Raw genomic sequence first — 13,092 nt, forward strand, 5'->3', positions numbered from 1 at the left:
TCATTTAAGATTCAGAAGATGGATATTCGCGGCACACTTCGCGATCATTTTCGATGCGTTTGACCCAGCCATCTTTTTCCATGCGGTTAAACAGTGGAATGAGCTGCTTGCGGGATAGGTCGGTGCGTTCGCGGGCATCGGCAACGGTAAATCGTTCGCCGAGTTTACGGTCAAGCATGATGTTTTGCACCAATTGCTCATAGGCTTTGGTGCTAAAGAAAATGTCATTTTCAGTGGGGACGATGAGCGATTTTTCTGTCAAAGCTCTCAGCAATCGTTTGATGCCCACAATGCGGGATTTACCTGCCTCAAAGCCTGCGCTGCCACATGCATCAATGGCATCATACAGTTGCTGAAGATTGTCGGGCAATGTGTCGCTCGCAAGATTGAAGGCATTGACGATGCCACCTTTGATGCGTTGCCATTCACCTTTTTGGCAGCCTTGCTCAATCATCGCTTCTGTCAGTGATAATGGATGTTTCACTTGTTTGGCAATCTCTTCGACCGTCATTGCGCTGATGGCTTGATTGAGCACATCACTACAGGCTTGATGCAATTTTTCAAGGGCTGCGGGCAAAATCCACCATTGCCCAAGCACAACGGATGTTGCAGGCTGCTGAACCTCTGCATGGCGCTCTGTAAAGCCATTGATTTGAATCTCTAAGGCAAGTTTAGATTCTAAGTCTGCGCTTTGAATGGTCAATGTAGTGAGGGCTTGTTGCAACACATCGCGCATAGAACGATCTAGCGGATGCATCCAAGCAATTTTCCCAGCACCGATGATGTGGCTACCGCCATGCTGAATGATGAGCATCGGTTGTCCCCAAAAAGCGGGGATTGCCTCTTTAAGTTGTAAGCGTGCCAGTTGCCCATCAGCATAGGTGAAGCATTTAGCATGCGTGTGTGTGGTGCCAAGCGCCACTTCCACCATGCCTTGTTTTTTTAAGGTGCTGCTAAATTGTGGATCAAGCTGAATGATCCATTCTTGGCTCATAGTGATGCTGCTACTGTCTGCCACTAAACAACTGCCGCGTTTGACAAGCTTTTTATTCACCTGCTTTAAGCCAACGGCGGTGCGTGAATAGGGCGCTGCGGTCTCAACTTGTGTGTGATAACTCTGAAGGGAGCGCACTTTAACAGGCATATTGCCCGGAAAGAGCGTTAATGTGGCGTTTTCCTCAAGCGGTGCACCGCGCAGCGTGCCTGTGACCGTGGTGCCAATTCCATTGACGGAAAAGACACGATCCACATACAAATGGGCGCCATAATCGAGTTCATCGCGCTTAGGTAGATCATTGACTTTGCTCTCAATCAGCGCTTTGAGTTCTGTTAAACCCGTGCCTTGAATGCTGCTGACGTGCACCACATCTGGCAATGTGTTCATGGTGTCTAAGAAGCGCTCAAGGGCATCATCTTCCACGGCTTGGCGGCGTTGATTATCCACTAAATCGCATTTAGTCAGCACCAAAATGCATTGATGTTTGCCCATTGCGGTGATGATGCGTAAATGCTCTTCAGATAAAGCCGCCCAGCCTTCATCGGCTGCCACCACGAATAGCACTAAATCCAACCCCCAAACGGCGCTCACCATATTACGGATGAAGCGTTCGTGTCCGGGCACATCGATGATGCCGATTTTGCTGCCATCGGTTGCAGTGAAATTCGCAAAGCCAAGATCAATGGTCATTGCGCGTTCACGTTCTTCAGGCAAACGAGACGGGTGGATGCCAGTTAAGGCATGAATCAAAGAGGATTTACCGTGATCAACGTGACCTGCGGTGCCAATGACTGCATTCATAACTCATCCTTTAGCTCAGCGAGTGTGCGAGCCACATAATCATATTCAGAAGGGAGAAGGGAGACAGGATAGATCACCACGCGCCCTTGTTGAATGACGCCAATGATGGGCGGCGTTTGTGCGCGTAGATGCGCCAGTAACTCATCAGCAGGGCGAGGATGATCAATTGCTAAGGCATATGTGGGATAGGTTGCGCGTGGCGTTGTGCCACCGCCCACTAAATATTCTGTTTGAATGACGCGTGTTCTGCCATGGGTTTGTTCTGCAATTTTGTCTGCCAATGCTTTATGTTGATTGAGGGGTTGAGCGATCGTCCATGCTGCGCGATTAACCGTGCTATGTTTGTCATTCATTTGCGTGAGCAGTAGATTTTCTAATAAGGCATAGGTCTCTTTGCCCGGACGAAAGACACGCATCATGGGGTGCTTTTGGATTTTTTGGATGTATTGAGCTTTGCCAATGATGATGCCGGCTTGGGGACCACCCACCATTTTATCCCCCGAAAAGGCGATCAAATCCGCGCCTAGTTTTTCATAATAACTGACGGTGGTTTCCCCGATTAAATGGGGCGATTGATTGCCAGAGCCTTGATCCACCACCAGCATGACATGAGCAGGCAGTGCATCGCGCAATGCTTTAGGGTCCACTTGCTCAGTAAAGCCCTCGATATAATAATTTGATTGATGCACTAAGAGCACCATGGCCGTGTTGTCAGTGATGGCATTTAAGTAATCATCAAGGGTTGTGATGTTTGTGGTGCCCACATCTTTTAAAATTGCCCCCGATTCTGCCAGAATTTCCGGGATGCGAAAGCCACCGCCAATTTGCACCTGTTCACTGCGCGAGACGATCACCTCTTTACCAATTGCGAAGGTTTTTAAAATCAGATGAATCGCCGCGGCATTATTATTGACCACCACATTATCTTCCCCACCAAAATAAGCACGGATCACACGGCTGAGCATGCCCATGCGGCTGCCACGCTTGCCATTGAGGAGATTAAATTCTAAATTTGAGTAACGGCAAACCGTTTCCCCCGCCTTATCCCAAAGGGTGCGATCAATCGGCGCGCGCCCAAGATTGGTGTGCACTAAAATCCCCGTGGCATTGATGACCGGTTGTGTTTTCTCCCGCGCAATGATGGCAAGTTCATTGAGGATGATCGCGAGAAGATCATCTAAATCAACATTGCCTTGTTCGCGGATTAAGGTTTGTTTGTAGTCATCGATGCTGCGGCGCACGATCTCAGTGACGATCGGGCGGCTCAATGTTTCAATGTAAGGGATGAGTTGTGGATGATTCAGTAACTTGCCCACTTGAATGATGTTAGATAATTGCACGTTGTTTGCCTAGTTGATGGATCACTTTAACCCTTAATTATAATGGAAATTGGGCAATAAATCTGTGCAAGAAACAAGAGGATTAACATTTGAGAATTGCCGGATGCAATGGTATAGTACACGCGGAAGTAAATGGGTCCTGGGGGCCCCGCGGTCTTCAACACCGTTGTCAGCCTATCGGCTGAGGTAGGTTCGATTCCTGCTGCTTCCGCCAAAGAACACTGAAAAGTCCTTGATATGCAAGGGCTTTTTTGTTGCTGAAAATTTTCTATGTCATCTCAGTGGCCAATTGATGTTTAGGATTGAATGGATCGCCAAATAACGTTACAAATATTCTTTTACCCATAAAGGAATCATCATGACCATTTCCCTCATTGATTGCACAGAGCACGAACATTCGGCGGCGATTTTAGAGATTTTTAACGAAGCCATTTTAACCTCCACCGCCTTGTATGAGTATCAAGCGCGCACGATGCAAGACATGCAAAGATGGTTTAAGCAAAAATCAGCCCTGAATGCACCGATCATAGGCGCGGTCAATGAGGCTGGGCAATTGCTTGGCTTTGCCACATGGGGACATTTTCGTGCGTATCCTGCTTATCAATATACGATGGAGCACAGCATCTATATTCATCACAGTGCCCGTGGGCAAGGGCTCAGTAAACGTTTGATGCGGGCATTGATTGAAGCGGCAAAAGCGGCAGAAATTCATGTATTGATGGGCTGCATTGATGCCGATAATGCTGCAAGTATTGGTTTACATCGATCATTGGGTTTTCAATCTGTTGGATTGTTGCCACAAGTGGGCTTTAAGTTCGGTCGTTGGTTGGATTTGGCATTGTATCAATTGATATTATCAACGCCGCTAGAGCCTGTGGCGGACTAAATATTTGGTCAAGTGCATTGCTTAATGTTCAGCGTTCTACTATAGTGCTCAACTTTCAAACCTACCGGTCGGTAGGTTTATTTCTTTGGGCATTGCCCACCCACATAAAATGGATTGTATGAATACTCAACAGACTCAAACGCGCATCATTACAGCATCTTTAATCATGCTGATGGCGCTGCTCACCGCTCTTGATTCAATGGCGATTGACATGTATCTCCCCGCGATGCCAGACATCGCGTCTGATTTTCAAATCTCCTCAGGTAAAGTGCAACAAACCCTCGCCATCTTTTTAGCAGGATTGGCGATTGGGCAAGGCTTGTATGGTCCGCTCCTGGATCGTTATGGTCGCCGCTTGCCATTATTGATTGGCATTGTGATTTTCATCATCGGTTCAGTTTTAAGTGCATTGGCACCGAATGTGGAATGGATGCTAGCGGCTCGTTTTATTCAAGCCATTGGTGCATCGGCTGGGCTTGTAACGCCGCGCGCCATTGTGTCGGATACTTGTGATTTAAAAGATTCAGCGCGCGTGTTTTCACTGTTGATGAATGCCATGATGTTGGGCCCAATTTTAGCGCCGATGCTCGGTGGTTTTGTCTTAGGCTTTGGGGAATGGCGCGTCATTTTTTACATCATTGCCATCATTGGCGGCATAACGCTGTTATGGGCTTGGCAACAAGTGCCAGAAACTTTAGCCATTGAAAAACGCACGCCATTAAATTTAAAAGCGATTGCCAAAACATATGGCGGACAATTCACCAATCGAACATTTATGTGTTACGCGATGGCATCAGGCTTTGCCATGAGTGGACTATTTTTGTATGTGGGCGGTTCATCCTTCATTTTCCGCGAACATTTTGCATTGAGCGCTACGCACTTTAGTTATCTCTTTGCCTTAAACTCAGCAGGACTAGTGATTTTTGGTGCAGTTGCCAACCGTTTATTAGTGAAGGGATTGTCTGCTCGAGGTTTATTGATGATTGGGATGATGATGCACACAGGCTTTGCATTATTACTCTTTATTTTGACGCAATCGATGACGCTTTCCATTGTGCCTTATGCATTATTATTGGCAGGGGCAATCAGTGCATTGGGCTTTGTGCTTGGGAATGTCACGGCATTGACCATGCATTATGGCGGCCCTCAAGCCGGTGCAGTATCAGCGGTGATGGGCGTATTGCAATATTTATTGCCAGCATTGATGGGGTATGTGGTGAGCTTATTTGCGCAAAGCATCAGCGTATTACCCTTAGCCATTGGAATTTGTGGTTTAATGGGCATCCTTTTTATATTTGCCAGTCAGGATAAAACTGCGTGACCGCCGCGAAATTACAAGAAGTTGCATTGATGCGTTTTGCCACTCAAGGATTTGAGGGCACCAGCATGAATGAATTGGCTGAAGATGTGGGGATTAAAAAATCCTCCATCTATGCTCATTTCAGTAGTAAAGATGAATTGTTTTTAAGTCTATTGCCCATTTTGATTGAGTCGGAGCTCGATTATGTCCAGGCCGTAATGACGCAAAATGACGCCATTAAACCTGCTTTGTATGCATATTTAGAGAGCATTTCGACTCGCTTTGAGAGCAGTTATCATGTGCGCTTTTGGCTGCGTAATCTTTATGCGCCGCCTGTACATCTGCGTGATGAGGTGATTGGGCACATGCAATGCTTTATGGATGAATTGGAGGTGATCATTCATGCGGCGATTGAATCATCAACATGGCATATAAATGCATCTGTGAGCACAGCGCTCATTACGGCAAACTATATGGCGATGGTGGATGGGCTACAAACAGAATTATTGTTTGGTGGCGTTGAGCGTTATCAAAAGCGCTTAGCGGCCACTTGGCAATGGTTTGAGTTGGCGCTGCGTGCTTAATCAAACAGTGACAATTGTTGCATAAAGCCTTCTTGTTCACTCTGTAACGTTAAGCCCATTAAGCGAATGGGGGCTTTGGGCAGCAGGGCAAACAGTTGCCAAAAATATTCTGTGAGCAGCTTAGCATCATGCGGAATGGGTGTTGAGAAGGTTTTGCTGCGCGTCATACTTGTGAAATCCGCAAAGCGCACTTTCAGCGTTAGGGTTTGACCATGGAAATTTTCACGCATTAAACGCGGCAATAGAATGTGGATGATTTCATCAATCGCCTCAGCAATGTCATGCTGCTCAATTAAATCAGTGGCGTAGGTTTGCTCAGCGCCCACTGATTTTGTGGGGCGATTAGGCGTAACGGGCCGATCATCTTGTCCGCGCACACATTGATAATAAGTCTCCCCAGCTTTGCCAAAATGGAGCTTTAACTCTTCGCGGCTGCGGGCTTTGAGATCTTTGCCATCATAAATCCCAAGGGCATGCATCTTTTTGGTGGTTTGCTCGCCGACGCCATAAAATTTTGCAATCGGCAGCGCCTCTAAAAATGCTTGGCTATGCTTTGGGGTGATCACTGTGATGCCAAAGGGCTTTTGCATGCCGGATGCCATTTTCGCTAAAAACTTATTATAAGAAACACCAACTGAGCACGTTAAATTGAGCTCTTCTAAAATCAAGGTTTGGATTGTTTGTGCCAATCGCGTGGCGCTGCGCTCATTGATAAAGTTATGTGTGATGTCTAAATAGGCTTCATCTAAAGATAGGGGCTCAATCAATTCTGTAAATCGTGCAAATATGGCGCGGATGGCCAGTGACACTTCACGGTACACATCAAAACGCGGTGATACAAAGATTAAATGGTCGCATTTTTGCTGGGCAATGCTCGATGGCATGGCAGAATAGACACCAAATTTCCTCGCTTCATAACTTGCCGCAGCAACCACGCCGCGTCGCTCAGGACTGCCAACGACCAATGGATGCCCACGATATTGTGGATGATCGCGCTGCTCAACTTGTGCAAAGAAGGCATCCATATCCACATGGAGAATTTTTCTTGTCATGGTAAATATATGAATATAAAATTTAAGAGTTGTTAATCAAGAGGCGCAACATCATGAAACGCTCTGCACAAGGGTTTTTATTGATAGAGGTGCTGATGGCGATGGTGATCATCATCGCGGTGGCAGCCCTCGCGTATCGCCATCATATGACGCTGATGGTGCGCAATCAAGCATTGACGGCATTAGAAGAGCAATGCTTGATGGAAGAAAATGAGTTTGATCGGACATTTGGTGGGCGTCATGATGCCTCGTCGTGATGGATTTACGTTAACAGAATTGATGGTGGGCATGTCGATGGGGCTCATTTTAATTGTGGGTTTTGTGTCGGTGTGGATGGTGTTGTCAAAGAGCAGCCATCAAGAGATTCGTCGCTATGAGTTGTTGCAGGATTATGTGGAGGCAGTAAGTTATCTTCGGCAAAACTTAGGGGATGCAATTTTTGAGCCATTGTGTCCGCATCCTGAATGGCTTGACTTGCCTGAGCCGAAATTACAAGTGCATCGTTCAATGTTGCCGCTGAATGTGGGCACTAAAAAGATGGTGGCAGCACAGACACAATTTCCCGATTGGGGAACGACGAACATTAAATCCTTATCGGGGTTTGATGTGTTAGAACTGACGCATTTAACCCCGCTTCAGGTATCTGATGACATCATTATCAATGATCAAACTTTGCGGGGTGCCCGTGAAGGGGATTTGATTGCCACCGATTGTCGGCATGTGGTGGCGGGGCGTTATCGCCGTGAAGGGCAAGGGGCGGTGTATGTGTTGCCAGAGACGGCGCACCAAGTTCAGCGCACACTCGATGCGGATCGCTACATTCAGTATTACAAAGTCAACCATGACCTTTATTATGTGACCTATGAAAGTGGTCAGTATCAATTGGTGCACAATTTTTTAGATGGCGCAAATCACATGCGTTTTTATGGCATTGAAGGCTTAGTGCTTGGGCAGATGCTCGATCGAACGTTGCTGGATGTGACACTGTATGTCCGAGGAGACACAGAACCGCGCCGCAAATCACTCTCCATTCGGTTATTGAATCTATGAAACGTCAACAAGGCAGTATTCTCGTGATTGTATTAATGTTGGCCGCCGCCTTTTATCTATTGGCCAGCTTGGTGCTGATTGTGCACCGGCAATACATTGATGATGTGGATCTCACACAAAGTGCGATGCTCAGTCGACAAAAGTTGCTGCGCATGAGTCAATCGGTCAATGTGGTCAGTGATGATAAGATGCGAACCGTGTGGCCTCATTGCAATGAGATTGTGCCACCTGAGGTGGGTATGTCGATTTGGCATGAGAGTGAGCGCGTGTGGCTCAGTCAATTACAATTGCCCAATGAATGTGGTGATGGGCAGTCGGCGCATTATGTTTGGCTGCAAGATGAGGCGCATCCGTTGCCTTTACAAATGAATGTGATGATTCCGCAAACCGTACATTGGCAGCACGCCATTGAGTCTTTAGAGCATGGCATTGATGTGCAGCGTGAGAAAGACGGTTGGCAGTTGAGGATTGAGCAACAAGGATTGCACCGTTTACCCTTGATGGATCATGATGCGGATGATCAATTGCTGTGGCAGCGCTTTCGTTTAACGGCGGATCATTATGAAGGGGTGCTCTTATGGCAGACGGCTACAGGTGTGATGATCGAGCGCATTAAAGTACCTTTTGAACATTTAACGCTTGAAGTTGTGCATCAAGAGAGTGTGCGGCGTGTAACGCATTTAGGCGAAGGTTTGTTGATGCTCAATCATGTCAATGAGACGCATTCGACGCATTGGCAAGTGAGCATTGCGCATTGGCAGGTTGAACAGATCAGAGTGGTCGATGGCGTCATTTGGCTGAGTGTCCATCAGCAGCATGAACGGGCTTTGGTGGCGCTCTATCTAGAAGGTGAGCCATTTTTTGGGCAAGGGGTGGTGGGCGTGATTCGAACAGAGCGGGAGCTCTCAGAGTCTAGACCAATCATTTTAAAACCATGCATTTATGGTGAGCCATGGGTGATGGATGAGGATTGGCAGGTGGGGTGCCGTGCACAAAAGAGAGTGCGTTATGTCTTCGGGCAGTGATAGAATGCCAATAACTCAGCAAAGGAATAAGCATGATGGACGCGGTTAAACAATGCAGAATGACGACACACACCGAAGCAGAAACTTTTGAGAAAGCGGATGCTTTGATCAGCGAAGAACCCATTCAATTTGTGTACAACGGCATTGCCCATATGGTGATGATGTGTACGCCAATGGATCTTGAAGATTTAGCCTATGGCTTTAGCTTAACAGAAGGGATCATTCATGATGTGACGCAAATTTTAGGTGTTGAAGTGGTGAATACAACACATGGCATTGAACTGCGCATTGAAATTGAACCCGTTTTGATGAGTCTTTTAGAGGGTACAAAAAGACAAATGAGTGCGCGCACAGGCTGCGGTGTGTGTGGTGTGGAAAATTTGTCTTTGGTGGAAAAAACATTGTCCCCATTAGAAAAAGCGGAAACCATTGATTTTTCATTGATTCAAACGCTTTTAAAAAAGAGTGATGCTTGCCAATATTATGGGCAGATGACGGGTGCCTCTCATGCGGCGTTTTTGTGTGATCGCGCCGGCAATATTTTATTGACGCGTGAAGATGTCGGGCGCCATGTGGCGTTAGATAAATTGATTGGCGCATTGATGAACAGTGCATTTAATCCTCAAGATGTCATCATTTTGATGAGTTCACGGGCAAGTTTTGAGATTGTACAAAAAACAATTGCAGCCCGTGTGCGAACGTTAATCACAATGTCAGCACCCACTGATAAAGCGGTGTGGATGGCACAAAAATACCATCTTTCTCTTTGGGGCTTTGCACGAAAGGGGCGCGTAAATCATTATGCAACTTGACACTTTCTATACAGTCTTATAAAATTTCCCATCTTTGGATAGTTATATCCAAGATTTGCTTATGTATAATTTTTATAATCATAGGATTGAATTTTAATGGTAACAGTAAATCAGTTAGTGCGTCGTCCACGCTCGGTAAAAGCTGACAAATCTGACGTACCTGCATTACAAAGCTGTCCTCAGCGCCGTGGTGTATGTACTAGGGTTTATACAGCGACACCAAAAAAACCAAACTCAGCGTTACGTAAAGTTTGTCGTGTGCGTTTGACGAACGGTTTTGAAGTGTCTAGCTACATCGGTGGTGAAGGTCATAACTTGCAAGAACACAGCGTAGTATTAGTACGCGGTGGTCGTGTTAAGGATCTTCCAGGTGTTCGCTACCACACAGTTCGTGGTGCATTAGATGCACAAGGTGTTGCGAAACGTCGTCAAGGACGTTCGAAATATGGTGCTAAGAAGCCTAAGGAATAATTGATATTCTATGAAAGGCCTTTTTAGTTAGGATTTAGTATTTATTGAGAGTATCTCATGTCAAGAAGAAGAGAAGTCCCAAAACGTGATATTTTGCCAGATCCCGTTTATGGTAGCAAAACGTTGGCGAAATTTATGAACATGGTAATGGTTTCTGGTAAGAAGGCTGTTGCTGAAGGTATTTTATACGGCGCTTTAGATGGTATTAAAGAGAAGGGTCATGAAGATCCTATGGCTGTATTAGAACAAGCATTAGAGAATGTACGTCCGAAGGTTGAGGTTAAATCTCGTCGTGTAGGTGGTGCAACTTATCAAGTGCCAATCGAAGTTCGTGCTGTTCGTCGCGATACATTGGCAATGCGTTGGATCATTGATGCTGCACGTAAACGTTCGGAAAAATCAATGTCACGTAGAATGACGGCAGAATTATTAGATGCTGCAGAAAGCCGTGGTGCTGCAGTGAAAAAACGTGAAGATACACATAGAATGGCAGAAGCAAACAAAGCGTTTGCTCACTTCCGTTGGTAGTCGCGTGATTTATTTAGTATGAATGTAATGCGGTGCTATCAGCAAGGTAGTGCCGCATCGTCATTTTTAAGATATTTATTTGTCTAATATAGAAGGGAAAAGATATGGCTCGTACAATGCCAATTAATCGATATCGTAATATCGGTATTAGTGCTCACATCGATGCTGGTAAAACAACAACTTCTGAACGTATTTTATTCTATACAGGTCGTACCCATAAAATCGGTGAAACACACGAAGGTACTGCGACTATGGATGGTATGGATCAGGAGCAAGAGCGCGGTATTACCATCGCATCAGCTGCAACAACATGTTCATGGAAAGGGATGGATAATCAGTTCCCAGAACATTTGATTAACTTGATCGATACTCCGGGACACGTTGACTTCACAATCGAAGTTGAACGTTCTATGCGTGTTCTCGATGGCGCGGTAATGGTTTACTGTTCAGTTGGCGGTGTTCAACCTCAGTCTGAAACTGTATGGCGTCAAGCAAACAAATATAAAGTGCCACGTATGGCGTTCGTTAACAAAATGGACCGTACAGGCGCTGACTTCTTCCGCGTAATGGAACAAATGAAAGAGCGTTTACGTGCAAACGTAGTGCCAGTTCAAATTCCAATTGGCGCTGAAGAAAACTTTGAAGGTGTGGTTGACTTAGTGCTTAATAAAGCGATTTATTGGGATGAAGCAAGCCAAGGCCTCAAATTTGAATACAGAGACATTCCTGAGCATTTAAAAGAGCAAGCTGAAGAGTATCGCACAGCGATGATCGAAGCGGCCGCTGAATGTTCAGAAGAAATGATGGAAAAATACTTTGAAGAAGGTGAATTATCCATCGAAGAAATCTACAAAGGTTTACGTATCCGTACGTTGAACTCTGAAATCATCCCAGCGATGTGTGGTACTGCGTTTAAAAACAAAGGCGTACAATGTGTATTAGACAACGTTGTTCGTTACTTACCAGCACCAACAGACGTAACGGCCATTAAAGGTGAATTACCAAACGGTGAGCCAGCTGAACGTCACTCTACAGATGATGAACCATTCTCAGCGTTAGCGTTCAAAATCATCAACGATAAATTCGTTGGTAACTTGACGTTTATCCGCGTTTACTCAGGTGTGATAAAATCAGGTGACTCAGTTTATAACCCTGTGAAATCTCGCTCTGAAAGAATCGGTCGTATGTTCAGAATGCACTCAAATGATCGTGATCCAATCGATGAAGCGCGTGCAGGTGATATCGTTGCATTAGTGGGCTTGAAAGATGTAACCACAGGTGACACTTTATGTGATCAAGCGAATACAATTACGCTTGAGCGTATGGAATTCCCTGAGCCAGTAATCTCTGTTGCAATCGAACCAAAAACGAAAGGCGACCAAGAGAAAATGGGTCTTGCATTGTCTCGTTTAGCGCAAGAAGATCCATCTTTCCGCGTATCAACAGATCACGAATCTGGCCAAACCATCATCGGTGGTATGGGTGAGCTTCACTTAGAAGTCATCGTTGAACGTTTGAAACGTGAATTCTCTGTTGAATGTAACGTAGGTGCACCACAAGTTGCTTACCGTGAAACAATCAAAAAATCTGTTGAACAAGAAGGTAAATTCGTTCGTCAGTCTGGTGGTCGCGGTCAGTTTGGTCACGTTTGGTTACGCATTGAACCAAGAGAATCCGGCGAAGGTTACGAATTCGTTAACCAAATCGTGGGTGGTGTTGTTCCTAAAGAATACATCCCAGCGGTTGATAAAGGTATCCAAGAACAAATGGAAAATGGTGTTCTTGCAGGCTTCCCAGTGGTTGACGTTAAAGTAACATTGTTTGATGGTTCTTACCATGAAGTTGACTCCAACGAAATGGCGTTCAAAATCGCAGGTTCTATGGGCTTCAAAGAAGGTGCTCGTAAAGCAGGCGCTGTATTGTTAGAACCAATGATGAAAGTTGAAGTTGAAACACCAGAAGATTACTTAGGTGATGTAATGGGTGACTTGAACCGTCGTCGTGGTAACTTACAAGGTATTGATGATGCATACGGTTCTAAATTGATCCGTGCTGAAGTTCCATTATCTGAAATGTTTGGTTACGCAACTGCACTTCGCTCTGCAACACAAGGCCGTGCAACTTATTCTATGGAATTTGCGAAATATCAAGAAGCACCTTCGCACATTACTGAAGAAGTGATCAAGAAAAACCAAGGCTAATCTAAATTCATTTTAGATTTGCAAACATAAAAAATAGCGCTATAA

General features: G+C 45.5%; 13 protein-coding genes and 1 tRNA gene. 11 read left to right on the forward strand and 3 right to left on the reverse strand.

Annotated features, from left to right (window positions below):
- Window positions 1–4: 4 nt before the first annotated feature.
- Entirely contained in the window at window positions 5–1,798 is a 1,794-nt protein-coding gene (gene selB / locus B9T10_RS06090; protein WP_094538090.1) for a selenocysteine-specific translation elongation factor, read from the reverse strand.
- Window positions 1,795–3,138 (reverse strand): L-seryl-tRNA(Sec) selenium transferase, encoded by a 1,344-nt coding sequence (selA, locus tag B9T10_RS06095; protein WP_094538091.1) that lies wholly within the window; start codon window positions 3,136–3,138, stop codon window positions 1,795–1,797. The genes selB and selA overlap by 4 nt, the downstream gene beginning before the upstream one ends.
- Window positions 3,139–3,262: 124 nt before the next feature.
- Between selA and B9T10_RS10195 the strand changes: the two genes are divergently transcribed.
- From B9T10_RS10195 to B9T10_RS06110, 4 genes are all read left to right on the forward strand, one after another.
- Window positions 3,263–3,352 (forward strand) — tRNA-Sec (locus B9T10_RS10195).
- Between the two features lie 144 nt (window positions 3,353–3,496).
- The gene (locus tag B9T10_RS06100; protein WP_063504119.1) at window positions 3,497–4,024 is read left to right on the forward strand and encodes a GNAT family N-acetyltransferase; all 528 of its coding nucleotides are present in this window, start codon (window positions 3,497–3,499) and stop codon (window positions 4,022–4,024) included.
- Window positions 4,025–4,142: 118 nt separating this feature from the next.
- Window positions 4,143–5,345, forward strand: coding sequence for a multidrug effflux MFS transporter (locus B9T10_RS06105; RefSeq protein WP_063455553.1), 1,203 nt, complete (start codon window positions 4,143–4,145; stop codon window positions 5,343–5,345).
- Window positions 5,342–5,908 carry a TetR/AcrR family transcriptional regulator gene (locus tag B9T10_RS06110; protein ID WP_094538092.1) on the forward strand — a complete coding sequence of 189 codons (567 nt, stop codon included), beginning with the start codon at window positions 5,342–5,344 and terminating at the stop codon, window positions 5,906–5,908. Before B9T10_RS06105 ends, B9T10_RS06110 begins: the two co-directional genes overlap by 4 nt.
- On the opposite strand, the gene dinB is transcribed toward B9T10_RS06110, so the two are convergent.
- Window positions 5,905–6,960, reverse strand: coding sequence for a DNA polymerase IV (dinB, locus tag B9T10_RS06115; RefSeq protein ID WP_094538093.1), 1,056 nt, complete (start codon window positions 6,958–6,960; stop codon window positions 5,905–5,907). The two genes, B9T10_RS06110 and dinB, sit on opposite strands and share 4 nt — an antisense overlap.
- A 53-nt stretch (window positions 6,961–7,013) precedes the next feature.
- On the opposite strand from dinB, the gene B9T10_RS06120 reads away from it, so the two are divergent.
- From B9T10_RS06120 to fusA, 7 genes are all read left to right on the forward strand, one after another.
- Complete coding sequence (locus B9T10_RS06120) at window positions 7,014–7,217, forward strand: prepilin-type N-terminal cleavage/methylation domain-containing protein (RefSeq protein ID WP_008316366.1); 204 nt, start codon at window positions 7,014–7,016, stop codon at window positions 7,215–7,217.
- On the forward strand, window positions 7,171–8,010 hold the full coding sequence (locus B9T10_RS06125) for a PilW family protein (protein ID WP_246782169.1): 840 nt from the start codon (window positions 7,171–7,173) through the stop codon (window positions 8,008–8,010). Before B9T10_RS06120 ends, B9T10_RS06125 begins: the two co-directional genes overlap by 47 nt.
- The gene (locus B9T10_RS06130) at window positions 8,007–9,035 is read left to right on the forward strand and encodes a hypothetical protein (protein ID WP_094538095.1); all 1,029 of its coding nucleotides are present in this window, start codon (window positions 8,007–8,009) and stop codon (window positions 9,033–9,035) included. Before B9T10_RS06125 ends, B9T10_RS06130 begins: the two co-directional genes overlap by 4 nt.
- Window positions 9,036–9,067: 32 nt before the next feature.
- Window positions 9,068–9,847 (forward strand): formate dehydrogenase accessory sulfurtransferase FdhD, encoded by a 780-nt coding sequence (gene fdhD / locus B9T10_RS06135; RefSeq protein ID WP_246782170.1) that lies wholly within the window; start codon window positions 9,068–9,070, stop codon window positions 9,845–9,847.
- A 96-nt stretch (window positions 9,848–9,943) separates the two neighbouring features.
- Complete coding sequence (gene rpsL, locus B9T10_RS06140; RefSeq protein WP_008316370.1) at window positions 9,944–10,318, forward strand: 30S ribosomal protein S12; 375 nt, start codon at window positions 9,944–9,946, stop codon at window positions 10,316–10,318.
- Between the two features lie 57 nt (window positions 10,319–10,375).
- Window positions 10,376–10,846, forward strand: a complete 471-nt coding sequence (gene rpsG, locus B9T10_RS06145) for a 30S ribosomal protein S7 (protein WP_026165725.1) — start codon at window positions 10,376–10,378, stop codon at window positions 10,844–10,846.
- 104 nt (window positions 10,847–10,950) lie between these two features.
- Window positions 10,951–13,047 carry an elongation factor G gene (fusA, locus tag B9T10_RS06150; protein ID WP_094488886.1) on the forward strand — a complete coding sequence of 699 codons (2,097 nt, stop codon included), beginning with the start codon at window positions 10,951–10,953 and terminating at the stop codon, window positions 13,045–13,047.
- The last annotated feature ends 45 nt before the right edge of the window (window positions 13,048–13,092 follow it).

The sequence above is a fragment of the Wohlfahrtiimonas chitiniclastica genome (assembly GCF_002252325.1).
Classification (GTDB): domain Bacteria; phylum Pseudomonadota; class Gammaproteobacteria; order Cardiobacteriales; family Wohlfahrtiimonadaceae; genus Wohlfahrtiimonas; species Wohlfahrtiimonas chitiniclastica.

What these genes read in the sequence shown, in the direction of transcription:
- fdhD (WP_246782170.1), top strand. Translation starts at nt 9,068, where the DNA reads ATGATGGACGCGGTTAAACAATGCAGAATGACGACACACACCGAAGCA.
- B9T10_RS06120 (WP_008316366.1), top strand. Translation starts at nt 7,014, where the DNA reads ATGAAACGCTCTGCACAAGGGTTTTTATTGATAGAGGTGCTGATGGCG.
- B9T10_RS06100 (WP_063504119.1), top strand. Translation starts at nt 3,497, where the DNA reads ATGACCATTTCCCTCATTGATTGCACAGAGCACGAACATTCGGCGGCG.
- B9T10_RS06105 (WP_063455553.1), top strand. Translation starts at nt 4,143, where the DNA reads ATGAATACTCAACAGACTCAAACGCGCATCATTACAGCATCTTTAATC.
- selB (WP_094538090.1), bottom strand. Translation starts at nt 1,798, where the DNA reads ATGAATGCAGTCATTGGCACCGCAGGTCACGTTGATCACGGTAAATCC.
- fusA (WP_094488886.1), top strand. Translation starts at nt 10,951, where the DNA reads ATGGCTCGTACAATGCCAATTAATCGATATCGTAATATCGGTATTAGT.
- dinB (WP_094538093.1), bottom strand. Translation starts at nt 6,960, where the DNA reads ATGACAAGAAAAATTCTCCATGTGGATATGGATGCCTTCTTTGCACAA.
- rpsL (WP_008316370.1), top strand. Translation starts at nt 9,944, where the DNA reads ATGGTAACAGTAAATCAGTTAGTGCGTCGTCCACGCTCGGTAAAAGCT.
- B9T10_RS06125 (WP_246782169.1), top strand. Translation starts at nt 7,171, where the DNA reads ATGAGTTTGATCGGACATTTGGTGGGCGTCATGATGCCTCGTCGTGAT.
- B9T10_RS06130 (WP_094538095.1), top strand. Translation starts at nt 8,007, where the DNA reads ATGAAACGTCAACAAGGCAGTATTCTCGTGATTGTATTAATGTTGGCC.
- rpsG (WP_026165725.1), top strand. Translation starts at nt 10,376, where the DNA reads ATGTCAAGAAGAAGAGAAGTCCCAAAACGTGATATTTTGCCAGATCCC.